32 protein-coding genes are annotated in these 26,204 nt (G+C 64.5%); 12 read left to right on the forward strand and 20 right to left on the reverse strand.

Annotated features, from left to right (window positions below):
- The first annotated feature begins 116 nt into the window (after nt 1-116).
- On the forward strand, nt 117-1,229 hold the full coding sequence (leuB, locus tag QUH67_RS01685; RefSeq protein ID WP_300944922.1) for a 3-isopropylmalate dehydrogenase: 1,113 nt from the start codon (nt 117-119) through the stop codon (nt 1,227-1,229).
- A gap of 135 nt (nt 1,230-1,364) precedes the next feature.
- Nucleotides 1,365-2,012, forward strand: coding sequence for a DapH/DapD/GlmU-related protein (locus tag QUH67_RS01690; protein ID WP_300944923.1), 648 nt, complete (start codon nt 1,365-1,367; stop codon nt 2,010-2,012).
- A 253-nt stretch (nt 2,013-2,265) separates the two neighbouring features.
- Here QUH67_RS01690 and QUH67_RS01695 read toward each other — a convergent pair whose 3' ends face one another.
- Both QUH67_RS01695 and QUH67_RS01700 read right to left on the reverse strand, forming a co-directional pair.
- Entirely contained in the window at nt 2,266-2,646 is a 381-nt protein-coding gene (locus tag QUH67_RS01695; RefSeq protein WP_300944924.1) for a hypothetical protein, read from the reverse strand.
- Nucleotides 2,647-2,864: 218 nt separating this feature from the next.
- On the reverse strand, nt 2,865-3,647 hold the full coding sequence (locus tag QUH67_RS01700; RefSeq protein ID WP_300944925.1) for a hypothetical protein: 783 nt from the start codon (nt 3,645-3,647) through the stop codon (nt 2,865-2,867).
- A 125-nt stretch (nt 3,648-3,772) separates the two neighbouring features.
- Between QUH67_RS01700 and QUH67_RS01705 the strand changes: the two genes are divergently transcribed.
- Complete coding sequence (locus tag QUH67_RS01705) at nt 3,773-4,807, forward strand: aspartate-semialdehyde dehydrogenase (protein ID WP_300944926.1); 1,035 nt, start codon at nt 3,773-3,775, stop codon at nt 4,805-4,807.
- Nucleotides 4,808-4,824: 17 nt separating this feature from the next.
- The gene (locus QUH67_RS01710; RefSeq protein WP_300944927.1) at nt 4,825-5,394 is read left to right on the forward strand and encodes a TIGR00645 family protein; all 570 of its coding nucleotides are present in this window, start codon (nt 4,825-4,827) and stop codon (nt 5,392-5,394) included.
- A 123-nt stretch (nt 5,395-5,517) separates the two neighbouring features.
- Here QUH67_RS01710 and QUH67_RS01715 read toward each other — a convergent pair whose 3' ends face one another.
- Entirely contained in the window at nt 5,518-6,171 is a 654-nt protein-coding gene (locus QUH67_RS01715; RefSeq protein ID WP_300944928.1) for a carbonic anhydrase, read from the reverse strand.
- Nucleotides 6,172-6,287: 116 nt separating this feature from the next.
- Here QUH67_RS01715 and QUH67_RS01720 point away from each other — a divergent pair, with 116 nt between their 5' ends.
- Nucleotides 6,288-7,166: an HpcH/HpaI aldolase/citrate lyase family protein gene (locus QUH67_RS01720; RefSeq protein ID WP_300944929.1), complete on the forward strand. Its 879-nt coding sequence runs from the start codon at nt 6,288-6,290 to the stop codon at nt 7,164-7,166.
- 141 nt (nt 7,167-7,307) lie between these two features.
- Here the strand turns inward: QUH67_RS01720 and QUH67_RS01725 are convergent, their stop codons facing one another.
- The 5 genes from QUH67_RS01725 to QUH67_RS01745 all read right to left on the reverse strand — a co-directional run bounded on the left by QUH67_RS01725 (nt 7,308) and on the right by QUH67_RS01745 (nt 10,143).
- Nucleotides 7,308-7,661: a c-type cytochrome gene (locus QUH67_RS01725; RefSeq protein WP_300944930.1), complete on the reverse strand. Its 354-nt coding sequence runs from the start codon at nt 7,659-7,661 to the stop codon at nt 7,308-7,310.
- Nucleotides 7,662-7,685: 24 nt separating this feature from the next.
- Nucleotides 7,686-8,099: a DUF6455 family protein gene (locus QUH67_RS01730; RefSeq protein ID WP_300944931.1), complete on the reverse strand. Its 414-nt coding sequence runs from the start codon at nt 8,097-8,099 to the stop codon at nt 7,686-7,688.
- A gap of 96 nt (nt 8,100-8,195) precedes the next feature.
- The gene (locus QUH67_RS01735) at nt 8,196-8,984 is read right to left on the reverse strand and encodes a glycosyltransferase family 32 protein (RefSeq protein WP_300944932.1); all 789 of its coding nucleotides are present in this window, start codon (nt 8,982-8,984) and stop codon (nt 8,196-8,198) included.
- A 72-nt stretch (nt 8,985-9,056) separates the two neighbouring features.
- The gene (gene leuD, locus QUH67_RS01740) at nt 9,057-9,662 is read right to left on the reverse strand and encodes a 3-isopropylmalate dehydratase small subunit (protein WP_300944933.1); all 606 of its coding nucleotides are present in this window, start codon (nt 9,660-9,662) and stop codon (nt 9,057-9,059) included.
- An 82-nt stretch (nt 9,663-9,744) separates the two neighbouring features.
- Entirely contained in the window at nt 9,745-10,143 is a 399-nt protein-coding gene (locus tag QUH67_RS01745; protein ID WP_300944934.1) for a metallopeptidase family protein, read from the reverse strand.
- A gap of 109 nt (nt 10,144-10,252) precedes the next feature.
- Here QUH67_RS01745 and QUH67_RS01750 point away from each other — a divergent pair, with 109 nt between their 5' ends.
- The 3 genes from QUH67_RS01750 to QUH67_RS01760 all read left to right on the forward strand — a co-directional run bounded on the left by QUH67_RS01750 (nt 10,253) and on the right by QUH67_RS01760 (nt 11,515).
- Nucleotides 10,253-10,576, forward strand: a complete 324-nt coding sequence (locus QUH67_RS01750) for a hypothetical protein (protein WP_300944935.1) — start codon at nt 10,253-10,255, stop codon at nt 10,574-10,576.
- A gap of 223 nt (nt 10,577-10,799) precedes the next feature.
- Entirely contained in the window at nt 10,800-11,036 is a 237-nt protein-coding gene (locus tag QUH67_RS01755; RefSeq protein WP_300944936.1) for a hypothetical protein, read from the forward strand.
- 140 nt (nt 11,037-11,176) lie between these two features.
- Entirely contained in the window at nt 11,177-11,515 is a 339-nt protein-coding gene (locus QUH67_RS01760) for a hypothetical protein (RefSeq protein WP_300944937.1), read from the forward strand.
- 436 nt (nt 11,516-11,951) lie between these two features.
- Here the strand turns inward: QUH67_RS01760 and QUH67_RS01765 are convergent, their stop codons facing one another.
- Nucleotides 11,952-13,100, reverse strand: a complete 1,149-nt coding sequence (locus QUH67_RS01765; RefSeq protein WP_300943181.1) for an IS110 family RNA-guided transposase — start codon at nt 13,098-13,100, stop codon at nt 11,952-11,954.
- 231 nt (nt 13,101-13,331) lie between these two features.
- On the opposite strand from QUH67_RS01765, the gene QUH67_RS01770 reads away from it, so the two are divergent.
- Nucleotides 13,332-13,949: a hypothetical protein gene (locus QUH67_RS01770; RefSeq protein WP_300944938.1), complete on the forward strand. Its 618-nt coding sequence runs from the start codon at nt 13,332-13,334 to the stop codon at nt 13,947-13,949.
- Nucleotides 13,950-14,018: 69 nt separating this feature from the next.
- On the opposite strand, the gene QUH67_RS01775 is transcribed toward QUH67_RS01770, so the two are convergent.
- From QUH67_RS01775 to ffh, 8 genes are all read right to left on the reverse strand, one after another.
- On the reverse strand, nt 14,019-14,225 hold the full coding sequence (locus QUH67_RS01775) for a hypothetical protein (protein WP_300944939.1): 207 nt from the start codon (nt 14,223-14,225) through the stop codon (nt 14,019-14,021).
- Between the two features lie 98 nt (nt 14,226-14,323).
- Nucleotides 14,324-15,730, reverse strand: a complete 1,407-nt coding sequence (gene leuC / locus QUH67_RS01780) for a 3-isopropylmalate dehydratase large subunit (RefSeq protein WP_300944940.1) — start codon at nt 15,728-15,730, stop codon at nt 14,324-14,326.
- 78 nt (nt 15,731-15,808) lie between these two features.
- The gene (locus tag QUH67_RS01785; RefSeq protein WP_300944941.1) at nt 15,809-15,943 is read right to left on the reverse strand and encodes a hypothetical protein; all 135 of its coding nucleotides are present in this window, start codon (nt 15,941-15,943) and stop codon (nt 15,809-15,811) included.
- 137 nt (nt 15,944-16,080) lie between these two features.
- Nucleotides 16,081-16,464: a 50S ribosomal protein L19 gene (rplS, locus tag QUH67_RS01790; protein WP_300948307.1), complete on the reverse strand. Its 384-nt coding sequence runs from the start codon at nt 16,462-16,464 to the stop codon at nt 16,081-16,083.
- Between the two features lie 112 nt (nt 16,465-16,576).
- Nucleotides 16,577-17,296 (reverse strand): tRNA (guanosine(37)-N1)-methyltransferase TrmD, encoded by a 720-nt coding sequence (trmD, locus tag QUH67_RS01795; RefSeq protein ID WP_300944942.1) that lies wholly within the window; start codon nt 17,294-17,296, stop codon nt 16,577-16,579.
- Nucleotides 17,297-17,401: 105 nt separating this feature from the next.
- Nucleotides 17,402-17,923 carry a ribosome maturation factor RimM gene (gene rimM / locus QUH67_RS01800; protein WP_300944943.1) on the reverse strand — a complete coding sequence of 174 codons (522 nt, stop codon included), beginning with the start codon at nt 17,921-17,923 and terminating at the stop codon, nt 17,402-17,404.
- 19 nt (nt 17,924-17,942) lie between these two features.
- The gene (gene rpsP / locus QUH67_RS01805) at nt 17,943-18,272 is read right to left on the reverse strand and encodes a 30S ribosomal protein S16 (RefSeq protein WP_300944944.1); all 330 of its coding nucleotides are present in this window, start codon (nt 18,270-18,272) and stop codon (nt 17,943-17,945) included.
- Between the two features lie 49 nt (nt 18,273-18,321).
- Nucleotides 18,322-19,872 (reverse strand): signal recognition particle protein, encoded by a 1,551-nt coding sequence (ffh, locus tag QUH67_RS01810; protein ID WP_300944945.1) that lies wholly within the window; start codon nt 19,870-19,872, stop codon nt 18,322-18,324.
- 508 nt (nt 19,873-20,380) lie between these two features.
- Between ffh and QUH67_RS01815 the strand changes: the two genes are divergently transcribed.
- Nucleotides 20,381-21,445 (forward strand): MBL fold metallo-hydrolase, encoded by a 1,065-nt coding sequence (locus QUH67_RS01815; RefSeq protein WP_300944946.1) that lies wholly within the window; start codon nt 20,381-20,383, stop codon nt 21,443-21,445.
- Between the two features lie 129 nt (nt 21,446-21,574).
- Here the strand turns inward: QUH67_RS01815 and QUH67_RS01820 are convergent, their stop codons facing one another.
- Both QUH67_RS01820 and QUH67_RS01825 read right to left on the reverse strand, forming a co-directional pair.
- Nucleotides 21,575-22,279, reverse strand: coding sequence for an SIMPL domain-containing protein (locus tag QUH67_RS01820; RefSeq protein WP_300944947.1), 705 nt, complete (start codon nt 22,277-22,279; stop codon nt 21,575-21,577).
- 5 nt (nt 22,280-22,284) lie between these two features.
- Complete coding sequence (locus tag QUH67_RS01825) at nt 22,285-22,995, reverse strand: GyrI-like domain-containing protein (protein ID WP_300944948.1); 711 nt, start codon at nt 22,993-22,995, stop codon at nt 22,285-22,287.
- Nucleotides 22,996-23,264: 269 nt separating this feature from the next.
- Between QUH67_RS01825 and dapF the strand changes: the two genes are divergently transcribed.
- Together dapF and mtaB are read left to right on the forward strand one after the other, a co-directional pair.
- Nucleotides 23,265-24,137: a diaminopimelate epimerase gene (gene dapF / locus QUH67_RS01830; RefSeq protein ID WP_300944949.1), complete on the forward strand. Its 873-nt coding sequence runs from the start codon at nt 23,265-23,267 to the stop codon at nt 24,135-24,137.
- 3 nt (nt 24,138-24,140) lie between these two features.
- Nucleotides 24,141-25,406, forward strand: a complete 1,266-nt coding sequence (gene mtaB, locus QUH67_RS01835; RefSeq protein WP_300944950.1) for a tRNA (N(6)-L-threonylcarbamoyladenosine(37)-C(2))-methylthiotransferase MtaB — start codon at nt 24,141-24,143, stop codon at nt 25,404-25,406.
- A gap of 39 nt (nt 25,407-25,445) precedes the next feature.
- Here the strand turns inward: mtaB and QUH67_RS01840 are convergent, their stop codons facing one another.
- Complete coding sequence (locus QUH67_RS01840; protein WP_300944951.1) at nt 25,446-26,189, reverse strand: RluA family pseudouridine synthase; 744 nt, start codon at nt 26,187-26,189, stop codon at nt 25,446-25,448.
- Nucleotides 26,190-26,204 lie beyond the last annotated feature (15 nt).

The following is a 26,204-nucleotide window of genomic DNA, read 5'->3' on the forward strand; positions in this document are numbered from 1 at the left end:
AGCCACGAACCCGGAATCCATTCGTCCGCTTGCGCTTGGGGCCGGCATGGATTCCGGATCGCCTCGCTTCGCTCGACGTTCGGAATGACGACCAGAGAGCCTAGAAGGACCAGACCATGGCGACCCATAAACTGCTGCTTCTCCCCGGCGACGGCATCGGCCCTGAAGTGATGGGCGAGGTGCAGCGGCTGATCGACTGGCTGAACAAGGAGGGGCTAGCCTCGTTCGAGACCGAGCAGGGTCTGGTCGGCGGCTCGGCCTATGACGCGCACAAGGTGTCGATCTCGGAAGCCGACATGGCCAAGGCTACCGCCGCGGACGCCATCATCTTCGGCGCGGTCGGCGGGCCGAAGTGGGACAGTGTGCCCTACGAGGTGCGGCCCGAAGCCGGTCTGCTGCGGCTGCGCAAGGATCTCGGCCTGTTCGCCAACCTGCGCCCGGCCGTGTGCTATCCGGCGCTGGCGGATGCTTCGAGCCTGAAGCGCGAGGCGGTCGAAGGCCTCGACATCATGATCGTGCGCGAACTCACCGGCGGCGTCTATTTCGGCGAGCCCAAAACCATCACCGATCTGGGCAACGGCCAGAAGCGCGCGATCGACACGCAGGTCTACGACACCTACGAGATCGAGCGCATCGGCCGCGTCGCCTTTGACCTGGCGCGCAAGCGCAAGAACAAGGTGACCTCGATGGAAAAGCGCAACGTCATGAAGTCAGGCGTGCTCTGGAACGAGGTCATGACGCAGGTGCATGCGCGCGAATACAAGGACGTGACGCTGGAGCATCAGCTCGCCGATTCCGGCGGCATGATGCTGGTAAAGGCGCCGAAGCAGTTCGACGTCATCGTCACGGATAATTTGTTCGGCGACATGCTGTCCGACATCGCGGCGATGCTGACCGGCTCGCTCGGCATGCTGCCCTCGGCCTCGCTTGGCGAGGTCGACGCCAAGACCAAAAAGCGCCGCTCGCTGTTCGAGCCGGTGCACGGCTCGGCGCCCGATATCGCGGGCCAGGGACTGGCGAACCCGATCGCCATGATCTCCTCGTTCGGCATGGCGCTGCGCTATTCCTTCGACATGGGCTCGCTGGCCGACAAGGTCGACGCGGCCATCGCAGCCGTGCTCGCCAGCGGGCTTCGCACCGCGGACATCAAGTCGGAAGGCACGAAGGCGGCTTCGACCACCGAGATGGGCGAAGCGATCCTGAAGGAGCTGCAGAAGCTGCACGCGTAGGGCTAACGGGAATCGTAGGGTGGGCAAAGCGTAGCGTGCCCACCATTCATCCCTGAATTCGCTGCGAGATGGTGGGCACGTCGCTTCGCTCCTTTGCCCACCCTACATTCTGTCGCCGTCATCGGAGCCCGTTTCATGGACGCGCCGCATCGCCCGAAACTCGCGGAAACCTTCGTCCATGAAACGGCACGCCTGCGCGAGGCAAAAATCGGCCGGCGCTGCGAGGTGCTGCAAAACACCCGCATCGAATATGCCTCGCTCGGCGACTATTCCTATTTCGGCGAGAATTGCGATGTCGCCGATGCTGCCATCGGAAAATTCACGGCGATCGCCAATTCGGTGCGGATCGGCGCGCCGAACCACCCGATGGGCCGGGCCTCGCAGCACCGCTTCACCTATTGCCCGGAATATTATGAGGCGACGGCCACCCGCGACCGCGACTTCTTTGCCGACCGCCGTGGCGATCGGGTGATCGTCGGCAACGACGTCTGGATCGGCCACGCCGCCATCCTGCTGCCGGGTGTCACGGTCGGCGACGGCGCTGTCATTGCCGCTGGCGCCGTCGTCAGCCGTGACGTGCCGCCCTACGCGATCGTCGGCGGCGTCCCGGCGCGCGCAATCCGCCAGCGCTTTCCGGATCACGTCGCTGAAAGCCTGCGCCGCATCGCATGGTGGGACTGGCCGGACGAATTGATCTTCGAACGCTTGAGCGATTTCCGCTCGGAAGCGATCGAACAGTTTTGCGAGCGCTACGACCCGGCGTTTCTTTCACCCGCCCCTTGAGGGGGCGGGTCGACGCTCATGCAATGAGCGGCGGGGCGGGGTGACAGCCTCTCCGCGCATTCTCTGGCGGCTTGGGGGTGACGGTGCTCTACCTCCAGCAGAGCATCCGCGGATAGTCTGTCACCCCGCCCCGTCACGCATCTGCGATGCGTGCCGACCCGCCCCCTCAAGGGGCGGGTGAAGATTGCCGCGACTGCAGGCCATAAAAAATGCCCGGTCGAAGCCGGGCATTTTCATCAACTGATTGTTGGGCTCAGTACAGCGGGATCCGCTGCGGATAGCCGCCCATGTCCGACGGCGGGTTGAGCGGAGAGCGGTCGATCGGACGGTTGAGGTTTTCGCGCGCAAACGTCGGATAGCCATGGTCCGGCGGGAAAGCGTAGTCCTGGAATTTGCGGTCGCCAGGCAGAACTTCGGTGCCGGCGTCGAGCCACGAGCGCGTGGTGACGTAAACGCGGGTGCGTGGGCCCTGCTGGTAGGAGCGATTCGGACCGTTCGCACCGTAATAGGGCCGGCCTTCCTTGTCGTATTGCTGACGGGACTGCGCGTCGGCCGAAGCCGAGCCGAGCATGACGAGGGCAGCCGCAGCAAGCAGCATCGCGAGCTTGCTCGCGGCGGGGAATTTTCGGGTCATTGCATCCTCGTCATTGTCCGCCCGTGACGGGCTGGCGGATCGCCAAATCTGGTTAGTGCCATTGTAGCCATGGCGGGCGCGTCGTCGCTAGGTCAATTGCGCCACACCGCGCACGAATAATGCAGTGCGCAGCGAAAAAGTTTCATGAAAACCAGTGTCTTGGCCGCTTGTTGCCACAATCGTGACGGGTAGCCGGACGAGGCGCCGGCGGTGGGGGCTCAGAGCGTGCCGCGCAGCTGCGGGTTGTCGGCTCCGATCACCCAATCCGCCGGCGAGGCCGTCGCGCCGGAGGCCGCGCAATCGCTGCGCCTGACCTCGGCGCGGGCAAACAATTCCGTCAATTTGGCGTCGTTTCCGGCCGTCAGCAGCACCAGCCGGTTCAGCATGCAGCCGATCGCCGTGCGGCGGGCCGGCAAGTCGTCGCCCAGGCACGACCAGCCGGACAGGCGGAATTTCGGCGCGTCGACATGCCGGTAGAAACGCAGGCAGGCCTGTGTGGCCTCCGTCCCGCCGGTCCGGCGAAACAGCATGACGGGGCCGAACTTGCTGTCGGCCAAGCCTGCGGCCTCCAGTTCGCGCGGGCCGGCCGGGTCCATTCGGGCCGCCAGGTAGCCGGCGGCCGAGCCGACCTGATCGGCTTCCTCGCCCGGACGATAGAGTTCGAGTTCGGCGACCGGCGTGCCGCCGATGCCGCTCCAGCGGAAGACGTCCTTGCGGCCGCCCTCGGGGTGCCGAAGGATTTCGTAAGTCTCTGTCTTGCCGGGGAAAATAAGCTGGCTTACCGCGAAGGCGGGTGCCGTGCGACTGGCCTGGCTCCAGGTTTTGGGTGCGGGTTCCATCGCGGCCACCGCCGGCAAATGCTCCCATAACGCGATACCGCAGATCGCCATCAGCGCCAGCGCCATCAGGTAGGCGCAAAGCCGGGAGATCGTGCCGTAGACGTCGTCCACGAAGCTGGCCAGCGCCGTCCAGAAACCCTGTGTTTGCTCGGAATTGGCCATTCTGGCCGGAAACGAATGCATCAAACGCCCAAAATTTGTCAGAACGGCGTTTCTCGCATAGAAGCGCTGCCTTCCCCCTTTCCGCATCAAACGGCGGGGCGGCAAATTTCCTCGGAGAGTGAACGATGGGTTACAAAGTCGCTGTCGTCGGTGCGACCGGCAATGTCGGGCGCGAAATGCTCAACATCCTCGACGAGCGCAAATTTCCCGCCGACGAGGTCGTGGCGCTGGCCTCGCGCCGCAGCGTCGGCGTCGAGGTCTCCTATGGCGACCGCACCCTGAAGGTCAAAGCCCTCGAGCATTATGATTTTTCCGACGTCGACATCTGCCTGATGTCGGCGGGCGGTGCGGTGTCGAAGGAATGGTCGCCGAAGATCGGCGCCGCCGGCGCGGTCGTGATCGACAATTCGTCGGCCTGGCGCATGGACCCGGACGTGCCGCTGATCGTGCCCGAGGTGAACGCCGACGCGATCAAGGGTTTTGCCAAGAAGAACATCATCGCCAACCCGAACTGCTCGACCGCGCAGCTCGTGGTGGCGCTGAAGCCGCTGCACGACAAGGCCACCATCAAGCGCGTGGTGGTCGCGACCTACCAGTCGGTGTCGGGCGCGGGCAAGGATGCAATGGACGAACTGTTCTCGCAGACCAAGGCCGTCTACACCAACAGCGAGCTGATCAACAAGAAATTCCCCAAGCGCATCGCCTTCAACGTCATTCCGCAGATCGACGTCTTCATGGAGGACGGCTACACCAAGGAAGAGTGGAAGATGATGATGGAGACCAAGAAGATTCTTGATCCCAAAATCAGGCTGACCGCGACCTGCGTGCGCGTGCCCGTGTTCGTCGGCCATTCGGAAGCCGTCAACATCGAGTTCGAAAACCCGATCACCGCCGATGAAGCCCGCAACATCCTGCGCAACGCCCCGGGCTGCCTCGTCATCGACAAGCACGAGCCCGGCGGCTACGTGACGCCGTATGAGGCGGCGGGCGAGGACGCCACCTACATCAGCCGCATCCGCGAGGACAACACCGTCGAGAACGGTCTCGAACTGTGGTGCGTGTCGGACAATCTGCGCAAGGGCGCCGCGCTGAACGCGATCCAGATCGCCGAAAGCCTGATCAACCGCAAGCTGATCACCGCGAAGAAGAAGGCGGCTTAAAACGGGGAGGCACGGGCGTGGGTGCAACGGAGCCGGATCAAGCGGCCGAACAGGCCTATTCCTACAAGCCCAATCCGGCCCTGAAGCGCGCGGAGCGCCGTGTCGAGAGCGTGCTGTTCAACAGCCGCTGGCTGATGGCGCCGTTCTATTTCGGCCTGGTCATCAGCCTTGCGGTGCTGCTGTACAAATTCTGCGTGGTGTTGTGGGAGTTCATCGTCCACGCGCCGGGGGCCAAGGAAGCCGACATCATCCTCGGCGCGCTCTCGCTGATCGACCTTTCGCTGACTGGCAACCTGATCCTGATCGTGGTGTTCTCCGGTTACGAGAACTTCGTCTCCAAGATCGATCCGGCCGGCCACCCGGACTGGCCGGAATGGATGACGAAGGTCAATTTCAGCGGCCTGAAGCAGAAACTGATGGCCTCCATCGTGGCGATATCGGCAATCCAGGTGCTGAAGGCCTTCATGAACATCGATACCGCCTTCGATCCAAACAAGCTCGGCTGGCTGGTCGGCGTGCATCTGGTGTTCGTATTTTCGGCCTTCATGCTGGCGATCTCCGACCGCTGGGGCGGCGGCGACCACTAGAGCGTTTTCCAGCGAAGTGGAACCGGTTCGCGTAAAGAAAACGCGTCAAAACAAGAGTCTAGAGCCCCGTTCCGATTCAATCGGAACGGAAAAGGCTCTAGCTTGCGCGGCTAATTCTCGTCGCTATCCGCTTGCCGGTCCCCCGACGCTCTGAAATTCCTTCGCCTGCTGATCGAGCACGAACAGCGATCCCTCCGCGACGCCGAAATAGGCGCCGTGCAATTGCATCTCGCCTTTCTCGACGCGGCTGCGCACGAACGGGAACGTCATCAGGTTTTCGAGTGAGCGGAAGATCGCGGCCTTTTCGATCCTGACCACGAAATCCTGCATCGCCTCATGTTCGCGCTGCTCGACGACCTCGCCTGGCTTGATGAACATCGCCATCCAGCGGCCGATGAAATCGCCCGGCGACAGCGGGTCGATCTTGTCGATGAAGGCGCGGATGCCGCCGCACTGCGCGTGGCCGAGCACCACGACATGCTGGATGCGCAGCACGTTGACGGCGTATTCAAGCGCCGCCGAGACGCCATGCGCGCCGCCGTCGGGCTGATAGACCGGCACCAGATTGGCGACGTTGCGCACCACGAACAATTCGCCGGGGCCGGCGTCGAAAATCACTTCCGGCGAGACGCGGGAATCGCAGCAGCCGATCACCATCACGGCCGGCGACTGGCCCCGCTCGGAGAGTTCCCGGTAGCGCGTCTGTTCGGTCGGCAGCCGCTGTGAGGTAAAGGCCTGGTAGCCGTCGAGCAGATGTCTCGGGAATGAGGTTGTCATGTGCCTTCTGCCTGTATTCGGCCATGCCTAACCATGATCCGGTGACCGGAACAAGGCTTTCGGACCCGGGTCCGAAATGTTAGGGCGAGGGACCCAGACACCCGAGGAACCAGCCCATGATCCGTCCGCGCCGCAGCCTGTTGTTCATGCCGGGATCGAACGCGCGGGCGCTGGAAAAGGCCCGCACGCTGTCGGCCGACGCGATCATTCTCGACCTCGAGGACTCCGTGGCGCCGGACGCCAAGGCCGCGGCGCGCGACCAGATCGCCAAGGCCGTTGCTGCCGGCGGGTTCGGCAAGCGCGAGGTGCTGATCCGCGTCAACAGCCTCGATACGCCGTGGTGGGTCGACGACGTCACCATGGCCGGCAAGGCGCGGCCTGACGGCATCCTGGTTCCCAAGATTTCCACGGTGGCCGATCTCAACGCCATCGCCAACCGTCTCAGCGACATCAACGCCGACACGTCGATCCGGGTCTGGGCCATGCTGGAAACCGCGCGGGGGGTGCTCGACGCCGACAAGCTCGCCGCGGCGTCGAAAGATTCGGAGACCCGGCTCGCCGGCTTCGTGTTCGGGCCCAACGATATCTCGCGCGAAACCCGCATCCGCATGCAGCCGGGCCGCGCCGCGATGATCCCGATGATCACGCACTGCATTCTGGCGACGCGCGCGCACGGGCTCGAAATTCTCGACGGACCCTACAGCGACATCGGCAATCTCGACGGCTTTGCCGCCGAATGCGCGCAGGGCCGCGATCTCGGGTTCGACGGCAAGACGCTGATCCATCCGAGCCATATCGAGGCCTGCAACGCCATCTTCACGCCGCCGGCGGAAGAGGTCGCCGAGGCGCGCAAGATCATCGCGGCATTCGAAAAGCCGGAAAACGCCTCCCGCGGCGCCATCCAGCTCGACGGTCGGATGGTGGAGCGGCTGCACGCCGACATGGCAAAGCGAACCATCGCGATTGCGGATGCAATCGCGGCGATGGGGAATTAGGGCTCTAGCCGAAAAAACTATTATATTATATCAGGTTAGGCCGGGAGCCGACGTTGCCCGGTCTAGTTTGCATGGGGTTGTTTTTGAGATTTTGTGTCCGGGCGCCGGCCAACGCACTGACTGACATCCGGCCGTCCTGACCTAATCGCGCTTCAGGCTCAGAATATAATTCGTGAGATCATCGGCCTGGGCGGGCGTGATGATGAGATTGGGCATCCGGTGATGGCTGGTCTTCATGAAGACTTTGAGCGATAGCGCCGTGGTCGAAACCCGGTTGGCGATCGCGACAAAATCCGGCCCGCGGCTTCTCACGCCCGCGGTCGTCGCTTCGATGGCGTGGCAGTTCTTGCACCAGGCCTCGGCAAGGCCGTGTCCGGCTGAAACGCTCTCGGACGGCAGCGGCGCGCCGTTCGCGTTGTGCAGCCTTACGAACAGCAGTGCCGCGACCGCGGCAATCGTCGCGATCAGGATATGCAGCCAGGTAGAACGCGCCATTCTCGGCAACTCCCGGCGCTGACTCTACTGGTGTACCCGCGGGCCGAGGCCGTCGATCGTGTCGGCATTGCCGCAATATTCTTCGTAGTGCTTTGCCGCAGTACCGGCGGCGAGATCTCGGTCGCACTGGCGCTTGTGATTGCACATCGAGCAGACGCGCTCCATGTCGCGCAGCACGTGGGGCTCGGTGCGTGCCAAGGCCTCCTGGTCGATGCCAAGGGCGATCAGCATCTTCGGCAGCTCGTCGGCGGCGTGCGGGCCCTGACGGACCAGTTCCTCGAGGTCGTTGGGAGACATCCGCAATTCGCCGGCGATCTGGCTGAAATTGGCGGCGTCCATCTCGTGCATTTCCCGCATCTCGCGGCGGTGCTTCAGCCAATCGCCAAAGGTGTCGACGACGAGGCTGACGACGGGATAGGGCTTTTCCTGAACGGTCATGGCGCGGCTCCCTTGAGGTACGGTCATGACTTAAAGTGCATCCAGACAGCGTCGGCGTCGTTGCGCTGGATCAAATTGGAAGCGGCGCGTGCCGCGCTATTTTCCAAACTTCTCCGTGGCCCACGCGTAAAGGCTGCCTTCGATCGGAGCCTGTCCTCCGCGTCCCTTCGGCGAGATGTGCAGCCCGATGATACCGGGATCGGCGAGCAGTCTGGAAAAATCCGACGGCTCGAAGAACAGTTTTGGCTCGGCGTGGACCGCATAAAAAGACTGTTTTGGAAGTGCGTGGCGCAGCGCGCCGGTGCGGCGCGCCAGCGCGGTGATGGCGGCGGGACCATAGATCGCGACGCGGATGTCGGAGAGGCGGCTCGACCGATGACGCAACTGGCGCAGCATGAACGTGACGCGGTGGCGCAGCGCCAACCAATCCGGCGTGAGGTCTTCCTGCTCCATCAGCTCCGCGAACGCCGTCACGATCGGATGATGCGCCGGCAGGTACAGCACCGAGTTGCCGATCTGGCGGCGGCGCTCCAGCGCGAAATAGGGTTTTGCCGGATCGATCTCGACCGGTTTCAGCAGCAGCACGTCGGCGTCGAGCCACAGCCCGGCGCGCTCGGCCATCAGCCGCATGCGGAAGAAATCGCTGAACTGCAGAATGGTCCAGTCGCGCCAGCTTCCATCCGGCTCCGGCGGGCGCAGCCGTCCGGCAAACGAATGCGGCAGGATCGCCTCGGCCTCGGCGTTGCCGACGCCGTCGGGCAGGCCCGGGATCGGGTCGAAACTGTAGACGGTGACCTTGTGGCCGGCGGCGACCTGCGAGCGCAGGCAGGTCAGCCGCAGCCGGTCGAGCGGCCCGTGCCAGAACGTGACGACGTCAGGCCGCATTCGCGCTGCCTTCCCTTAAACGAAAGAGCCCCGATGCGATCGGGGCTCCCGTAACACACTCGGATGACACGATCAGGCCCAGGCGCGCTCTTGCTTCAGCTTCGCCTCGTAGGTGTCGATCGACGACTTCTTTTCCATGGTCAGGCCGATGTCGTCGAGGCCGTTGATCAGGCAGTGCTTGCGGAACGGATCGATCTCGAACTTGACCGTGCCGCCGTCGGGACCGCGGATCTCCTGGTTGGGGAGGTCAATGGTCAGCGTCGCATTGGCGCCGCGCTCGGCGTCGTCGAACAGCTTGTCGAGGTCGTCCTGGGTGACGCGGATCGGCAAAATGCCGTTCTTGAAACAGTTGTTGTAGAAGATGTCGCCGAACGAGGTCGAGATCACGCAGCGGATGCCGAAATCCAGCAGCGCCCAGGGCGCGTGCTCGCGGCTGGAACCGCAGCCGAAATTGTCGCCGGCGACCAGCACCTTGGCGTTGCGATAGGCCGGCTGGTTGAGCACGAAGTCCGGGTTCTCGCTGCCGTCGTCCTTGTAGCGCTGCTCGGAGAAAAGCCCCTTGCCGAGGCCGGTGCGCTTGATGGTCTTGAGGTACTGCTTCGGGATGATCATGTCGGTGTCGACATTGATGATCTTCAGGGGCGCAGCTACGCCTTCCAGGGTGGTGAACTTGTCCATCGGTCGCTTCCCGGTTGAATTGGGGGCAAGGCCGTTGATTTATCCCGAATATCGCCCCGGTAAAAGACCCAAATACGCAATCCTAGCCCGCAGCCGCCTCGATCGCCTCCATATCGGCATCCGACAGGCCGAAATGGTGCCCGATCTCGTGGATCAGGACGTGGCGGACGATATGGCCCAGCGTTTCCTCATGCTCGGCCCAATAGTCGAGGATCGGCCGCCGGTACAACCAGATCATGTTGGGCAGGCGGGCGACGTCGCCGTGGCTCTGCTGCGGCAGGCCGATGCCCTGGAACAGGCCGAGCAGGTCGAACTCGCTCTGCGCCGCCATCTCCTCCAGCACCTCGTCGGTCGGGAAGTCGTCGACGCGGATGATCACGCCCTCGCACAGGGTGCGGAACGTCTCCGGCAGGCGCTCGAACACCTCATGCGCCATGACTTCCATTTCGGCGAGCGAGGGGGCTTTTGCTTCGGTCCACATCAGGACGTATTTAGCGTGTGTTATGCCCGTGCGCATCCTGGTTTTGCGAGTTGACCTCGGCGCGCCAATCAGTGACCGTACGGGAATATCAGGCGTGGATGGACTTCAGATGAAGCGGATTGTGACGGTCGCGGTTTGGGCTGCTTTTGCCGGGCTTTTGCTGCCGGGTACGATGGCGCAGGCGCAGACGGCGTCGCCCGAACCGCGTATCGCGACGGCATCAAAATCCGCTGTCACCGATATGTCCGCGCAGCGGCGGCGGCCGTTGCGGCGCGTGCCGATCTACCGGCAGGATTGGGCGCCCGACGTCTATCCGCGCTACAATCCCGGCCCCAACGCCGTGCGCTCCTGCACCGCGCATTACGCCCCGGAGTACCGGCCGAGCGGCACGGTGATCACCCCGCGCATGAACTGCTACTGGCGGCCGGGCTAGGTTTTTCCCGCTCCATCTGTTGTCGCGGTTTTCTATGACGGGCCCAGCATCGCCGTCCTTCACCGATTGGCGTGCGCGTCGATTGCGGCGAACGGCTGAGGTCTTCCGTTCATGTTCGTGGCGCGTTCATTCAGAACCCATTCAAGTCCCGGGCCCCAGATTGCGTGCAGCGTTGCGGCGAGCGATTCGGCGCAGACGTGACCCGGACCCAAGGAGAGTATTCATGCAGTTCGCTAAACTATTGGGACTCGCCGCGGTTGGCGCAGTGCTCGTGCTCGCAAGCCCGGCCGAACGCGCCAACGCGCTATCGCTCAGCAATCCCGGCGCCGCTGCGGCGGTTCAGGAGGATACGAAGCCCGCGGCGACGGAAGTGCACTGGCGGCATCGTCATCACCACCGGTGGCACCGCTGGCATCGTCACCATCACCACCATCATCATCGCCACTACCGCCGTTGGTGAACGCAGTTTGATTGAAATCAATAGGCCCGCCTGATCGCGGGCCTATTTTGATTCCGATCTCATCGGCGCGGACATCGCCGCCATGAAGCGGCACGGTTGCTGCGCCATTCTGGCTACCCAACGAGCGTAAGGAGTTCGCCATGAAAACATTGATCGGCGCCGCGATGATCGCTGGCGCTTTGGCATTGGCCGGACCGGCCGCGATCGATGCGGCTGTTGCCGCGCCGCAGACGAAGGCGCGAACGGTCGCATCGTCGGATGCGACCGACTTCAGCGCGCACCGGCGCCACTACCGGCGCTACCATCGATACGGCTACCGGCCATACTATCGGCCGGCCTACAGGCCTTATTACTATGCGCGGCCCTATTACTACCAACCCTACCCGTACTATCGCCCCTATCCCTACTACCACAGGCCTTACCCCTATTTCGGCGTGGGGCCTTTCGGCTTTGGCGTGGGAATTGGGCCGTACTGGTAACGGATGGCCCGCCAATCGGTTTTACGCTGTCCTCTCCCAGGGTGGGTTGAGCGGAGCGAGCCGACCAAAGTGCCGCTTGCACGGTGAAGTAGGGTGGGCACGTCGCTTCGCTGCTCTGCCCACCCTCATATGGGGATTTGAGAGTCAAGGCTGTTCTCCTGGTTTGGGTTAGGGGTTTGACGGTGGTAGGGCGGCGCGTGGAGCCATGCGTAGCGCAGCGCGCCGACCGGGCTCCGGGCGAGGATTGGCTTCCGAAGATTTCTGCAGCTCACTGCATCACCTCATATCCGGTCGGATCGTTAGATCCGGACCCACCTTCCGCATGCTTGCGGCAAGGAAGCCTGGCTAGGATGAGACCCATCTACAAAACGACGTTTGAAGCCCTAGGATGGCACGGTCATCATCCATCCCCGCACGGGCGCGGCGAGGTGTTGGTTTATGCCTTCATGATTGCCTGCTCCGGAATGAGGCCCGTGGTGAGGTAGCGCCACAGCGCCACGATCAGCTTGCGCGCCAGGGCGACGATGGCGACGCGTTTGGCGCGCTTGCCGGCATTGGCGGTGCGGGTGCGGAACCAGCGGCTGAGCGCGCTGTCCGACTGATGGCGAAGCCACAGCCAGGCCAGCTCGATCGCCTTGTTGCGCGCCCGCGGGTTGCCAGCCTTGCTGATGCCTTGCTCGCGGTCGATGCCGCCGCTCTTCCAGGGGCTCGGCACCAATCCGCAGTAGCTGGCGACCTCGCGCCGGTTGCGGAAGTCCTTGTAGAACAGTTCGTTCACCAGCGTCGCGGTGAAGGCCGGGCCGAGCGCCTTGAGCCGCTGCAGGCTTGATCGCCGCTCCGCCATCGGAGGAGGAACGGGACAGGCCTGTGCAGTCTGTACCTGTTCCAACGCCGCAATCTGCTCGCGTACCATGGTCAGGCGCGCGTGTTCGCGCTTCACTTCGGCCAACGAATGAGGCGGCAACGGCTGCCCCTCCCAATCCCGCTGCTGCTCCAGAAAGCTGAGCCAGTCCCGTCGGCGCGGGTTGCCGACCGCCATGCCCGACAGACGCATCAGCGCCTTGATCCGGTTGGTATGGGCCGTCTGTTCCTTGACCAGACGATCCCGCTCCCGGCTCGCACGCCGGGCATCCTCGGCTTCCACGCTCGGGACGCGGACGATGCGGACCACCCGTGGCTCGCCCCGCAGATAGGCCATCAAGGTCCGCAGCATCAACTCGCCGTCGATCCGGTCCGTCTTCGCCCGCCGCGACCGCTGGTCCACGGCAATGCTGGCGGGATCAAAGACGTAGTTCGTGATGCCTGCCGTCAGCAGCAGCCGGTGCAGCCAAAAGCCATCATAGCCGGCCTCGTAGCAGCTCACGACGCGCGGCACAGACCCCAGCTTCTCGGCCGCCCGCGCCCTGATCTTCTCGATCAGGGCAAGCAACTCGACCTGATTGCCTCCCTCGAGCTTGTGGCGGGAGATCCGGTCACGAACCGGGCTGTGCAGCGTCACCAGCCAGGTCTTCTGACTTAGTTCGATCGAAACGAAAATTGTGCCAATATGGTCCGCGGTGGGCGTGACTGCGGTCGATGCTTGCATCTGACTTCTCCGATGGTTCGAGTGTGCAAACCCAAACCTATCGGAAAGGCCACGCTCACCGCCCCATGGAATCTACAATTCGCGTCGCGCGTTCATCATTGCGGTTGATGCGTTCATGGCGCGTTCACGTGCCTGTCTTTACCGTCACGTCGGGAGCGACGGTAGAGTTGCGACGGGGAACAGCTGCAAAACGGCTGAGGGCGCGCCGTCGCCGGTTAGGGAGGTTCATCCATGGCGATATCCGATCCCGGGCGCGGGCTTGTCCGCCGCCTGGGGGTTACGGCCGCGGCGCTTTTGGCGTTCGCCGCCGCCTCACAGCAGCGCGCCGAGGCGCTCTCGCTTGCGAGTCCCGGCACGGCGCCCGCAGCAAAATTCGCAACGGAAGATTTGACGACCGAAGTCCGCGGCGGTCATGGCGGCGGCGGTGGGTTCCGCGGTGGCGGAGGCGGCGGGTTTCGTGGCGGCGGTGGAGGCTTCCGCGGCGGCGGATTTCACGGCGGTGGTTTCAGGGGCGGCGGGGCTGCGTTTCACGGCGGCGGGTTCAGAGGCGGCGGCTTTGCGGTCCATCGCGGCGGCTTTCGCGCCGCGCCGGTGTTCCGCGGCGGCGGCATGCGTCACGGCTATCGCCACGTCTACCACCGGCCGCATTTCCATCACCGGCATCACTTTCACCGCCGTTACTACGCGCCGCGCTATTACGGTTATCCCGGCTATCATTACGGCTACCGGCACCGCTATTGCCGCGTGATCTGGACCTACTACGGACCGCGCAAGATCTGCCGCTATCGTCCGTGGTATCGCCACCATTACCGCGTCCGCTACTATGGTTCTCCCTATCGCTATTGGTGAGAGACGGACTGAAAATGAAACAGGCGCCCGGTGGGGCGCCTGTTTTTCATGAGCGGAAGACGTCGCGGGTCACCAGTCCTTGCCCTCCCAGGGCTTGACCTTCCAGGGCGTCAACTTCGCCATCCGCCACTGCGTCCAGTGTTCCGGCGGCCAGTGGCTGAGGCGCGAGGTTTCCTTGGCCACCGGCTTGAGGTCGACGATCACAGGCGTGGTGCGGCGGCGGACCTGCTTGGTCGCCTCGCTGATCATATCGACGAATTCAGGCTTGTCCGCCACGGCAAGATCCCCCGCGAAAGGTTTTCGCAAGGGTCAGTGTGCGCCCGCACCCTTAACGAGCCGTTTCCGCAACGACTCGCTATCTAGGCAACGCCGGATTAGCGCCATTCCCGGATGTCGACGAAGTGCCCGGCGATCGCGGCAGCTGCAGCCATCGCCGGCGACACCAGATGGGTGCGGCCTTTAAAGCCCTGGCGGCCCTCGAAGTTGCGGTTCGAGGTCGAGGCGCAGCGCTCTTCCGGCGACAGCTTGTCGGGGTTCATGGCAAGGCACATCGAGCAGCCCGGCTCGCGCCACTCGAAGCCGGCCTTGATGAAGATCTTGTCGAGGCCTTCGGCTTCCGCCTGCTCCTTCACGATGCCCGAGCCCGGCACCACCATCGCATTGACGTTTGCGTTGACGGTCTTGCCGTCGGCGACTTTCGCCGCCGCGCGCAGGTCCTCGATGCGGCCGTTGGTGCAGGAGCCGATGAAGACGCGGTCCAGCTTGATGTCGGTGATCTTTGTGCCCGCGGTCAGGCCCATGTATTTCAGCGCGCGATGTTTTGAGAGTCGCTTGGCTTCGTCCGCGATCTTGTCGGGATCGGGCACGAAGCCTGCGATCGATACCACGTCCTCGGGCGAGGTGCCCCAGGTCACGATCGGCGGCAGTTTTGCGGCATCCAGCCGGAGCTCGTGGTCGAAATGCGCGCCTTCGTCGGAACGCAGCTTTTCCCAATAGCGCATCGCGGCGTCCCAGTCGGCGCCCTTCGGCGCTTTCGGGCGGCCCTTCAGGAATTCGAACGCCTTTTCGTCCGGCGCGATCAGGCCGGCGCGCGCGCCGCCTTCGATCGACATGTTGCAGACGGTCATGCGGCCTTCCATCGAGAGCGCACGGATCGCATCGCCGGCGTATTCCAGCACATAGCCGGTGCCGCCGGCGGTGCCGATCTCGCCGATGATAGCGAGGATGATGTCCTTGCCGGTGACGCCGTCCGGCAGTTTGCCGTCGACCACCGCGCGCATGTTTTTTGCTTTTTTCTGGATCAGCGTCTGCGTCGCCAGCACGTGCTCGACTTCCGAGGTACCGATGCCGTGCGCCAGCGCACCGAACGCGCCATGGGTGGAGGTGTGGCTGTCGCCGCAGACGATCGTGGTGCCGGGCAGCGTGAAGCCCTGCTCGGGGCCGATCACGTGGACGATGCCCTGTCGCTTGTCGAACTCGTTGAAATATTCGATGCCGAATTCCTTGGCGTTCTCAGCCATCACGCGCATCTGCTCGATGCTCTCAGGATCGGGATTCGGTTTCGAGCGGTCGGTGGTCGGGATGTTGTGGTCGACGACGGCCAGCGTCTTCTCCGGCGCGTGGACCTTGCGGCCGGTGGCGCGCAGGCCTTCGAACGCCTGCGGCGATGTCACCTCGTGCACCAGGTGGCGGTCGATATAGAGCAGGCAGGTGCCGTCGTCGGCTTCGTGCACCAGATGGTCGTTCCAGATCTTGTCGTACAGCGTGGTCGGTTGGGACATGAGCGTCAGCTCCAAAATGAAATTCTGTGTGAGTCAGGCGCGGGTACGGTGCGCAGGCAAACGGAGGTCAGCGCAGCATCAAGCTGCGCGCGTAAGCTCTGACGTCGCCGACGTCGCGAACCGTCCGAAGAAGCGGCCGGGCAGCCGCGAGCGATCGTCGATGATGACGAGCCGGGCGGTGCCGAAGGCGGCGCTGGTACGATCTAGAAACATTCTGAATTTCTAACACAGGGGCAGCCGCTGCCACAATCAATCGATTGGGCAGGGGCATCATCCAGATAGTCATGCCGCAACAAAAAAGCGCGGGGCAAAACCCCGCGCTTTTGTCGCATCCCTTTTGAAGGGAAAAATTACTCGCCGACGGCGGCCGCGCGGTCCTGCTTCTTCTCGACGATGCGGGCCGACTTGCCGCGCAGCTGGCGCAGGTAATACAGCTTGGCGCGGCGGACCTTGCCGCGGCGCAAGACGGTGATCGAATCGATCATCGGCGACATGACAGGGAATACGCGCTCGACGCCTTCGCCGTAGGAGATCTTGCGGACGGTGAAGCTCTCGTTGAGCCCGCCGCCGGAACGGCCGATGCAGACGCCTTCATAGGCCTGCACGCGGGTGCGCTCGCCTTCGACCACCTTGACGTTGACGATCACGGTGTCGCCGGGCCCGAATTCGGGAATCGTCTTGGTCGCGGCCAACTTGTCGAATTGCTCTTTTTCGAGCTGTTGAATGAGGTTCATTGAAATCTCCATCGGCGGCGCGCCCAGCCAGTCCAGCGCGGGCTGCGCGAACGTCCTAGTATCCTGCCATTGCGCGGATTTGGCGCTCGTATAAGGCATCGGGCCGCGCTTGTCACCCGTCTGTCGTGCTTTTTGTGGCCTTTTGGCCGGGCCTGGCGGCCCATAAATCCGGTCGCCGCGCCCGGGTCAGGGCCTCGGCTTCCGCCCGGCGCCAGGCTGCCACCTTGGCGTGGTCGCCGGAAATCAGCACTTCCGGGATGCCGCGGCCCTCGAACGTCTGCGGCCGGGTAAACTGGGGGTATTCCAGTAACCCTTCCGAAAAACTCTCATCCTCGCCGGAGGCCTGCTTGCCCATCACTCCCGGCAGCAGCCGTACGCAGGCGTCGATCAGCGCCATCGCGGCGATCTCGCCGCCCGACAGCACGTAATCCCCGATCGAGACCTCCTGCAGGTTCCGGGCGTCGATCACCCGCTGGTCGACCCCCTCGAACCGCCCGCAGACGATCAGGGGGCCGGGGCCCGTGGCCAGCTCCGCCACCTGCGCCTGGGTCAATGGCCGACCCCGCGGGCTCATCAGCAGGCGCGGCCGGCTGTGGCCGTTATCGCCGGCATCGATCGCCGCCGCCAGCACGTCGGCCCGCAGCACCATGCCCGGGCCGCCGCCGGCGGGGGTGTCGTCCACGCTGCGATGCCTGTCGGTGGCCGACGCCCTGATGTCGCACGCCTCCAGCGCCCACACGCCGGACGCCAGCGCCTTGCCCGCCAGGCTGACGCCGAGCGGCCCGGGAAACATGTCAGGAAACAGGGTCAGGACGGTGGCGCGCCAGGTCATGTTTGTGGGATCGCGGTTGAACTCAGGCCGTCATACGCGGGCTTGACCCGCGTATCCATCTTCTTCGAAACGATGGATCGCCGGGTCAAGCCGGGCGATGACGAGCTAGCTGGGATTGGGTTCGTCGCCCTCGATTTCCCGCGGCAGCTCGATCACCACCCGGCCGCCGGCGAGATCGACCGTCGGCACCACGGCGTTGGTGAACGGCAGCAGCATGGTCGGCCCCTGCGGCGGCGCGATCTCGATGATGTCGCCGGCGCCGAAATTATGGATCGCGGTGACGCGGCCGAGCGGTTCGTCGGCGGCATTGACCGCCGCCAGCCCGATCAGGTCGGCGTGATAATATTCGCCCTCGTCGGTTTCGGGCAGCTTTTCGCGCGCGATATAGAGTTCGAGGCCGTTGAGCCGTTCGGCATCCTCGCGGGTGGCGATGCCTTTCAGCGTCGCCACCAGATGGTCTTTTGCCTCGCGGACATGCGTCACCTCGAACTGGCGCGCGCCATCCTTGGTCGTCAGCGGGCCGTAGTCCTTCACGGCGAACGGATCTTCCGTGAACGTCCACAGCCTCACCGCGCCGCGCACGCCATGCGCAGCGCCGATACGCGCGACGCAAATCGGTGCTGCCACCTTCGTGCGCCGCCAGGTCTTACTTCTTCGCGGCTTCGGCGGCGGCCTTGCGCTCCTTGCGCGGCACGGCCTTTTCCGGGTTGTTGCGGGCGGGGCGCTTGACGACGCCGGCCGCATCCAGGAAGCGGGTCACGCGGTCCGACGGCTGCGCGCCCTTGGCGAGCCAGGACTTCACCTTGTCCATGTCGAGCTTCAGCCGCGACTCATTGTCCTTCGGCAGCAGCGGGTTGAAGTGGCCGAGACGCTCGATGAAGCGGCCATCGCGGGGAAAGCGCGAGTCGGCGACGACGACGTGATAGACCGGACGCTTCTTGGTGCCTGCGCGCGCGAGGCGGATGACGACTGACATTTGGTTCTCCTGAGTGTTGGTTGGATTCGTGTGGGTGAATGGGTTGCGATTATTTCTTCTTCCCCGGGAAGCCGCCGAGGCCGGGCAGGGTGGGCTTGCCGCTGAGGCCGGTGAGGCCCGGCAGATTCGGCAATCCCTGACGCAGCCCGGGGGGAAGATCCTTCGGCAGCGCGGGCAGACCGCCGGGGCCTGCGCCGCCCTGCAGCTTTTCCGCCATCGCCTTCATCTCTTCGGCCGAGGGCGGCTTCATGCCGCCGCCAAAGCCCATGGCCTGCGCGATGCCGGCCATCGGGCCGCGCTTGCCGGAGCCCATGGCCTTCATCATGTCGGCCATGTTCCGGTGCATCTTCAGCAGCTTGTTGACTTCCTGGACCTCCAGGCCTGAGCCGGCGGCGATGCGCTTCTTGCGGCTGGCCTTGAGGATATCAGGGTTCTTGCGCTCCTGCCGCGTCATCGAATCGATCACCGCGACCTGGCGCTTGATAATCCTGTCGTCGATGCCGGCAGCGGCGATCTGGTTCTTCATCTTGGCGACGCCGGGCATCATGCCCATCAGCCCGCTGATGCCGCCCATGTTCGCCATCTGCAGCAACTGCTCGCGCATGTCGTTGAGGTCGAACTGGCCCTTGCGCATCCGCTCGGCGGTGCGCGCGGCCTTTTCGGCGTCGATATTCGCCGCCGCCCGCTCGACCAGCGACACCACGTCGCCCATGCCGAGGATGCGGCCGGCAATCCGGCTCGGATGAAAATCTTCCAGCGCATCGGTCTTTTCGCCGGTGCCGATCAGCTTGATGGGTTTTCCCGTGACCGCGCGCATCGACAGCGCCGCGCCGCCGCGGCCGTCGCCGTCGACCCGCGTCAGCACGATGCCGGTAAGGCCGACCCGCTGGTCGAACGCACGCGCGAGGTTGACCGCGTCCTGGCCGGTCAGGGAATCCGCGACCAGCAGCACTTCATGCGGATTGGCGGCGGCTTTGATGTCGGCCGCCTCGTTCATCATGTCTTCGTCGAGCGTGGTGCGGCCGGCGGTGTCGAGCAGCACCACGTCGTAGCCGCCGAGCTTGCCGGCTTCCAGCGCGCGCTTGGCGATCTGCGCCGGCTTTTGGCCGGCCACGATCGGCAGCGTCGGAATGTCGAGGTCGCGCCCGAGCACGGCCAGCTGCTCCATCGCCGCCGGGCGGTAGATGTCGAGCGAGGCCATCAGCACCTTGCGCTTGTCGCGCTGCACCAGGCGGCGGGCGAGTTTGGCGGTGGTGGTGGTTTTGCCGGAGCCCTGCAGGCCGACCATCATGATCGGAACCGGCGGTACGGCGTTGATGTCGATGGTCTGGCCGTCGGCGCCGAGCGTGGCGACCAGCTCGTCATGGACGATCTTGACCACCATCTGGCCGGGCGTGACCGACTTGACGACGGTGGCGCCGATCGCCTGCTCGCGGACACGATCGATAAAGCTGCGGACCACCTCGAGCGCCACGTCGGCTTCGAGCAGTGCGCGGCGCACCTCGCGCATCGCGGCGTCGACGTCCTTTTCGGACAGCGCGCCGCGCCCCGTCAGACGATCGAGAATTCCGCCAAGCTTTTCCGACAGATTGTCGAACAATGCCGTTGTCCTTTGTCCTGCGTTGCAGGCGCGTGCCTTTAATCACTTTCTCGCTGTCATTACCCGCGAAAGCGGGTGATCCAGTATCCCAGAGCAACTCGTTTTCAACCGAGGCGCCGCGGCGTACCGGATACCCCGCTTTCGCGGGGTATAACGGTCAGTTATGTGTTTCGACGCTGAACGCCAAAACGATATTCCAAACACTTTCGCGCCCGAGGGCGCATCGCGCTGTCGGGCGTTGGCCTCCGGTCTCATGGGCCGGGCGGCGGGTCGAAAAGAATGTCTTTCCGAGAAAGTGTGGGCCTTAAACGCCCGGAGAGGCCGAAAGTCAAGGAGAAACTCGATCGCAAGAGCTGGCGATTAGGCCATAAGGCTATGAGATCGCTCCATTTTTGGAGATGTTCCGCCGCGGGGGCGGGCTTCCTTTCGCCGCAGGTTCAAAGTTGGACCGTCCTCGCCATATAACGCCCCATCTCTACCGTTTTCTCCTGCCTGTCGTGAATCCCCCGTGCCCATCACCCGCCGCCGCATCTTTTCAGTATTCACCGGAGCCGCCGCGGCCGTCGGCGTGCCTTCGATCTGGATCAACAATATGAAAACCCATGACGGCCCCGTCACCGATCATTTCGACGGCACCCGCTTCTTCGATCCCGACGGGGCGCCGCCGAAATCGCTCGCGGACGTCCTGCGCTGGCAGTTCGGCACCGACCGCCAGCGCGCGATCTGGCCGGACTGGGTTCCGAACGAGCACGCCGACACGCCGCCGCCGCGCGTCTCCGGCGACAAGGTGCGGCTGTCGTTTGTGGGCCATGTGTCCTGGCTGATCCAGACCGCGGACCTCAACATTCTCGTCGATCCCGTGTGGTCGATGCGGGCCTCGCCGATCTCCTTTGCAGGACCGCGTCGGTGCAACGATCCCGGCATCGCCTTCGACGCGTTGCCGGACATCGATGTGGTGCTGGTCTCGCATGGTCACTACGACCATCTCGATATCGCGACGCTGTCGAAGCTTGCTGCGAAACATTCACCGCGCGTGATCACGCCGCTCGGCAACGACGTCACCATGCGCGGTACGGACTCGGCGATCAAGGCCGAGGCGTTCGACTGGCAGGACCGCGTCGAACTCGGCAACGGCATCGCGGTGACGCTGGTGCCGACGCGGCACTGGTCGGCGCGCGGCCTGTTCGACCGCAACAAGGCGCTGTGGGCGAGTTTCGTGCTGGAGACGCCGGCCGGCAAATTCTACATCGTCTGCGATTCCGGCTACGGCGATGGCAAGCACTTTCGGCGCGTCGCCGAGCAGCACGGGCCGCTGCGGCTGGCGATCCTCCCGATCGGCGCCTACGAGCCGCGCTCCTTCATGAAGGACCAGCACATGAATCCGTCCGATGCCGTGAAGGCGCTGGCCGATTGCGGCGCGCAAGAAGCGCTCGCGCATCATCACGGCACGTTTCAGCTCACGGACGAGGCGATCGACGCACCGGTGATCGCGCTGGGCGAAGCGCTCAAGGAAGCGAACATCCCGCCGGAAAAGTTCGCCGCGCTGAAACCGGGGCAGGTTTACGAGATTTAGCGTCGTCCCGGCGCAGGCCGGGCCCATAGCCGCGGATCTCAATTGTGCGCAGGGTCGGAGCGACCGCGTGCCGTAACCACAACGTTCTGTGATTATGGGTCCCGGCCTGCGCCGGGACGACGGCTTGAACTATTCCTTCGCCTTGATCGCCCAGGACACGCCCACCATTACTGACAGCGTCTCCTCCCCCGGCGCGACCTGCGCGCCGACGGCCATGGGAGCCGCCATCTTGCTGCGAAACACCGGCGTGGGCGCGCCTTCCTCGGAGATGCTGATCGGATCGCCGAGCGTCACGCCGGCAGCCTTGGCGTAGATCTCGGCCTTGCGGCGGGCGTCGGCGATCGCCTTGTCGCGGGCTTCGTCGAGATGTTTCGAGGCCTGCGTGACCGTGAAATTGATGCCGCCGATCTCGTTGGCGCCAGCGCCGACCAGCACGTCGATGATGCTTGCTACCTTGCCGACGTCGCGGACCTTGACCGTGACGCGGTTGCTGGCGCGAAAGCTGATGATACCCGATGCGCGATCCGAGGGTTTGTAGTTCGCGGCAAATTGCGGCTGCAGCGACAGGCGCGAGGTCTGGTAGTCCTTTTCGTCGATGCCGGCGCCCTTCAGCGCCTGCAGCACCTTGCCCATCGCGGCGTTGTTGGCCTCCGATGCCTCGCGGGCGGTTTTTGCCTCCGAGGTCACGCCGCCGTCGATCTGGGCCTGATCGGGCGCCACCGACACCGTCGCTTCACCGGTGACGGAAATCGCCGGCGGCGGCGCCGTCTGCGCCAGTGCGGGCGCGGTGAGCCAGGTGGCGGTCAGGACGGCGAGGGCGAGCGGGTGTTTCATGCGGGTCACCGCAGCGGCACGTAGACGTTGATCACCAGCTTGTCCTCCGCCGTCTTCAGGGGGTCGGTGATGTATTCCTCGATGAAGGTGTCTTTCGCTTCCAGCTTCTTGTCGTCGAGGTGGTTGGTGATCGCCTCGTAGGTATTGTCCATGTTGTCGTAGGAACCGCGGTGAACGAACTTCAGCGCCTTGCCCTCAGGCGAGTTGCCCATGCTCATGTTCTTGGGCAGGTTCTTCGGCTCCTGCTCGACCGGGATTTCGGCCAGGAACGTGAAGCCGGTATCGTCGGTCGAGGTATAGACGATCATCGAATTGCCGGATGCCTTGATACCCTGCTTGTCGAGCAGGGTGGTCAGCGACTTGAATGCCTCGACCAGGGTGTCGAACGCTGCATCCCAGTTGGCCGTGCCCTTGACGATCACCACTTTTTTCGGCGCAAGCGTGAATTCCTCGCCGAACGGGTCGGCCGTCTGGACGCTGGCGGCAGGCGGCGGCGGGGCGGGTGCCGGGACTTTTTCCGCCGCGGGGGTATCGGCTGGCGATTTGGTTTCGGCCGGCGGCGGCACCGGGACCGCCGAGGGGGCGGGGCTAGGCACGGCTGACGGGCTCGGGGACGGCGAGGCCGAGGGCGCCGGCGACTGGGCGAGGGCGGCGCCGCCAGACGCAACCATGGAGAGTACGGCCAAGGCCGCACCGAAAGTGCTGATTCGGTTCATCGCAGGTCTTCTCCATCCGCCCCATCTGGCGGCGGTATATCCCCGTCCGCACCCGCCAGGATGATGCCATTTTCTAACACGCAAGGTCCGCCTTCGTCCCATGACAGATGCGTCATATGCCCTGCGCCTTCTGTTTTGTCGCGGTTTCTTCGCGAGAACCGAGGTCCGCCCCCGGATCAGGTCCGAGGGCATGCTTCGCTCGGAAACGCCCCAGGCTAGGCAATCGGCCATCATTCGCCATATAAGACAGGCAGAATTTGGGAAATTCGATGAGCGCACTGGCTAACCACGCATTTGCCAAGATGAATGGCATCGGCAACGAGATCGTCGTGGTGGACCTTCGCGATTCGAAGGCTGCGCTGACGCCGGAAGACGCGCGCGCGGTCGCCTCTCCCGCCGGCGTACCCTACGACCAGCTGATGGTGCTGCAGCCGCCGCGGCTGCAGGGCACCGAGGCCTTCATCCGCATCTACAACAATGACGGTTCCGAAGCCGGCGCCTGCGGCAACGGCATGCGCTGCGTGGTGCGCCGCCTGTTCGAGCAGACCGGCCAGACCGCCGTGACCTTCGAGACCCGCGCCGGGCTGCTGAATTGCTGGCAGGGCCCGGCGCCGGACCTCTACACCGTCGACATGGGCGCGCCGAAATTTGGCTGGAAGGACATTCCGCTGGCCGAAGAGTTTCGCGACACCCGCTATATCGAGCTGCAGGTCGGCCCGATCGATGCGCCGGTGCTGCATTCGCCGTCGGTGGTCTCGATGGGCAACCCGCATGCGATCTTCTGGGTCGATGACGTCAACGCCTACGATCTCGACCGCTTCGGGCCGCTGCTGGAAAACCACCCGATCTTTCCCGAGCGGGCCAACATTACGCTCGCCCATATCGTCGATCGCGATCACATCACGATCCGAACCTGGGAGCGCGGCGTCGGATTAACCAAGGCGTGCGGCTCGGCCGCCTGCGCGACCGCGGTCGCCGCTGCCCGGCTGAAGCGCGCCAACCGCCATGTCGAGATCACGCTGCCCGGCGGCAAGCTCGCGATCGAATGGCGCGAGCGCGACGATCATGTGTTGATGACCGGCACCGCCGATTTCGAATATGAAGGCCGTTTCGATCCGGCGCTGTTCGCCAGCGTCGCCTGAGTTATGAGCGTTGACGTCCTCACCTTCGGCTGCCGCCTCAACGCCTTCGAATCCGAGGTGATCGCCCGCGAGGCGGAGCGCGCCGGGCTTTCCGATACCGTCATCATCAACAGCTGCGCCGTCACCAACGAGGCGGTGGCGCAGGCGCGGCAGTCGATCCGCCGGCTGAAGCGCGAGCGGCCGGAGGTGCGCATCGTCGTCACCGGCTGCGCGGCGCAGACGCAGGCCAAAATGTTCGCCGACATGGCCGAGGTCGACCGCGTCGTCGGCAACGACGACAAGATGCGCGGCGCGGCCTGGCGCGATGCGCGGTCGGCGTTCGATGGCGGTTTTGGTCTCGAGGCCAGCGAGAAGATCGCCGTCGCCGACATCATGGCGGTGCGCGAGATGGCGCCGCATCTGCTCGACGGCTTCAAGGCCGGCCTGCCGCGGGTGTTCGTGCAGGTGCAGAACGGCTGCGACCATCGCTGCACCTTCTGCATCATCCCTTACGGCCGCGGCAATTCGCGCTCGGTCCCGATGGGCGCCGTGGTCGACCAGGTCCGCGCGCTCGCCGAGCGCGGCCATGCCGAAATCGTGCTGACGGGTGTGGACCTCACGAGCTACGGCGCGGATCTGCCGGGCACGCCGAAGCTGGGACAATTGACAAAGCAGATCTTGCGCCACGTGCCGGAACTGAAGCGGCTGCGGATTTCATCGATCGATTCCATCGAGGCCGACCGCGATCTGCTCGATGTGATCGCGGGCGATGAACGCCTGATGCCGCATCTGCACCTGTCGCTGCAGTCGGGCGCCGACATGATCCTGAAGCGGATGAAGCGGCGCCATTCGCGGCAGGATGCGATCGATTTCTGCGCGCAGGTGCGGCGGCTGCGGCCGGACATCACGCTTGGCGCGGATATCATCGCGGGCTTTCCGACCGAGACCGAAGACATGTTCGTGCACTCGGAAAATCTGGTCGCGGAATGCGATCTCACCTTCCTGCACGTATTTCCTTATTCGCCGCGCCCGGGGACTCCGGCCGCGCGGATGCCGCAGGTGGCCGGCGGCGAGATCAAGGCGCGCGCGAAGCGATTGCGCGCGACGGGTGAGGCGGCGTTGCAAAAGCGGCTGGCGGCGGAGATCGGCGCAACACGCCAGGTGCTGATCGAGAGCGCGACGCAGGGAAGGACGGAGCATTTCCTGCCGGTCGCGATATCTGGTGAAGCACCGGGTGAAGTAATGGCGCTGGCGATCAACGGCCACGACGGCGCGCGGCTGACGGTGTAATTCTTCCTTCTCCCACAAGGGGAGAAGGGAAGAGAGCAATCACTCCCCGTTCCACCCGCACGTCCTCAGCCGCTCCCGCATATGTTCCGGCGCGGGCGCCACCACACGCACCGGCTCCTTGTTCTTCGAAATCGGCACCACGATCTCGCGGGAATGCAGATGCAAGATCGGTTCGCCGAATCGCGGACCGTTGCCGTAGATGTTGTCGCCGACGATCGGCCAGCCCGTCGCGGAGGTATGCACGCGCAATTGATGGGTGCGGCCGGTCACTGGTTCCATTGCCAGCCACGTCAGGCCGTCGCCGCGGCCGCGCACCTTCCAGTTCGTCACGGCGGTCTGGCCCTCCGGGTCCGGCTTCTGCCACCAGCCGCGCTCGGCGTTCAACCGGCCCAGCGGCATGTCGATGGTGCCTTCGTCCTCGGCAGGCCCGCCCTCGACCACCGCCCAGTAGGTCTTGCCGATCTTGCCGTGCTTGAACAGCAGACCGAGCGAGGCGGTGGCTTTGCGGTGGCGTCCCAGCACCAGGCAGCCGGAAGTATCCTTGTCGAGCCGGTGAGCCAGCACCGGTGGCCGCGGCAGGCCGAACCGCAGGCCGTCGAAGGAGGCCTCCAGATTCGCCCCGCCCTTGGGGCCGCGATGCACCGGTAGCCCGGCCGGCTTGTCGATGATCAGCATCAGCCCGTCGCGATGGAGCACGCGGGCCTGGATTTCGTCCGCCGTTAAGCCTGCGACATCAAAGGATGCGCCGGAGACTTCGATGGATCTGTTGTGACTTCCGCTCATGGCGCGAAACCGCTA

This window comes from Bradyrhizobium roseum, from assembly GCF_030413175.1.
GTDB classification, from domain to species: Bacteria; Pseudomonadota; Alphaproteobacteria; order Rhizobiales; family Xanthobacteraceae; genus Bradyrhizobium; species Bradyrhizobium roseum.

Bases quoted from the DNA above. Each gene is read 5' to 3' on its own strand.
- QUH67_RS01755 (WP_300944936.1), top strand. From the start codon at position 10,800: ATGCAGTTCGCTAAACTATTGGGACTCGCCGCGGTTGGCGCAGTGCTC.
- QUH67_RS01730 (WP_300944931.1), bottom strand. From the start codon at position 8,099: ATGACCGTTCAGGAAAAGCCCTATCCCGTCGTCAGCCTCGTCGTCGAC.
- QUH67_RS01825 (WP_300944948.1), bottom strand. From the start codon at position 22,995: ATGAACCGAATCAGCACTTTCGGTGCGGCCTTGGCCGTACTCTCCATG.
- QUH67_RS01690 (WP_300944923.1), top strand. From the start codon at position 1,365: ATGGACGCGCCGCATCGCCCGAAACTCGCGGAAACCTTCGTCCATGAA.
- leuD (WP_300944933.1), bottom strand. From the start codon at position 9,662: ATGGACAAGTTCACCACCCTGGAAGGCGTAGCTGCGCCCCTGAAGATC.
- QUH67_RS01735 (WP_300944932.1), bottom strand. From the start codon at position 8,984: ATGCGGCCTGACGTCGTCACGTTCTGGCACGGGCCGCTCGACCGGCTG.
- QUH67_RS01840 (WP_300944951.1), bottom strand. From the start codon at position 26,189: ATGAGCGGAAGTCACAACAGATCCATCGAAGTCTCCGGCGCATCCTTT.
- QUH67_RS01750 (WP_300944935.1), top strand. From the start codon at position 10,253: ATGAAGCGGATTGTGACGGTCGCGGTTTGGGCTGCTTTTGCCGGGCTT.
- leuB (WP_300944922.1), top strand. From the start codon at position 117: ATGGCGACCCATAAACTGCTGCTTCTCCCCGGCGACGGCATCGGCCCT.
- mtaB (WP_300944950.1), top strand. From the start codon at position 24,141: ATGAGCGTTGACGTCCTCACCTTCGGCTGCCGCCTCAACGCCTTCGAA.
- QUH67_RS01725 (WP_300944930.1), bottom strand. From the start codon at position 7,661: ATGGCGCGTTCTACCTGGCTGCATATCCTGATCGCGACGATTGCCGCG.
- QUH67_RS01760 (WP_300944937.1), top strand. From the start codon at position 11,177: ATGAAAACATTGATCGGCGCCGCGATGATCGCTGGCGCTTTGGCATTG.
- QUH67_RS01765 (WP_300943181.1), bottom strand. From the start codon at position 13,100: ATGCAAGCATCGACCGCAGTCACGCCCACCGCGGACCATATTGGCACA.
- QUH67_RS01720 (WP_300944929.1), top strand. From the start codon at position 6,288: ATGATCCGTCCGCGCCGCAGCCTGTTGTTCATGCCGGGATCGAACGCG.
- rplS (WP_300948307.1), bottom strand. From the start codon at position 16,464: ATGAACCTCATTCAACAGCTCGAAAAAGAGCAATTCGACAAGTTGGCC.
- QUH67_RS01715 (WP_300944928.1), bottom strand. From the start codon at position 6,171: ATGACAACCTCATTCCCGAGACATCTGCTCGACGGCTACCAGGCCTTT.
- QUH67_RS01785 (WP_300944941.1), bottom strand. From the start codon at position 15,943: ATGTTTCTAGATCGTACCAGCGCCGCCTTCGGCACCGCCCGGCTCGTC.
- leuC (WP_300944940.1), bottom strand. From the start codon at position 15,730: ATGTCCCAACCGACCACGCTGTACGACAAGATCTGGAACGACCATCTG.
- trmD (WP_300944942.1), bottom strand. From the start codon at position 17,296: ATGACCTGGCGCGCCACCGTCCTGACCCTGTTTCCTGACATGTTTCCC.
- QUH67_RS01705 (WP_300944926.1), top strand. From the start codon at position 3,773: ATGGGTTACAAAGTCGCTGTCGTCGGTGCGACCGGCAATGTCGGGCGC.
- QUH67_RS01700 (WP_300944925.1), bottom strand. From the start codon at position 3,647: ATGGCCAATTCCGAGCAAACACAGGGTTTCTGGACGGCGCTGGCCAGC.
- QUH67_RS01745 (WP_300944934.1), bottom strand. From the start codon at position 10,143: ATGTGGACCGAAGCAAAAGCCCCCTCGCTCGCCGAAATGGAAGTCATG.
- QUH67_RS01820 (WP_300944947.1), bottom strand. From the start codon at position 22,279: ATGAAACACCCGCTCGCCCTCGCCGTCCTGACCGCCACCTGGCTCACC.
- rpsP (WP_300944944.1), bottom strand. From the start codon at position 18,272: ATGTCAGTCGTCATCCGCCTCGCGCGCGCAGGCACCAAGAAGCGTCCG.
- QUH67_RS01770 (WP_300944938.1), top strand. From the start codon at position 13,332: ATGGCGATATCCGATCCCGGGCGCGGGCTTGTCCGCCGCCTGGGGGTT.
- dapF (WP_300944949.1), top strand. From the start codon at position 23,265: ATGAGCGCACTGGCTAACCACGCATTTGCCAAGATGAATGGCATCGGC.
- QUH67_RS01695 (WP_300944924.1), bottom strand. From the start codon at position 2,646: ATGACCCGAAAATTCCCCGCCGCGAGCAAGCTCGCGATGCTGCTTGCT.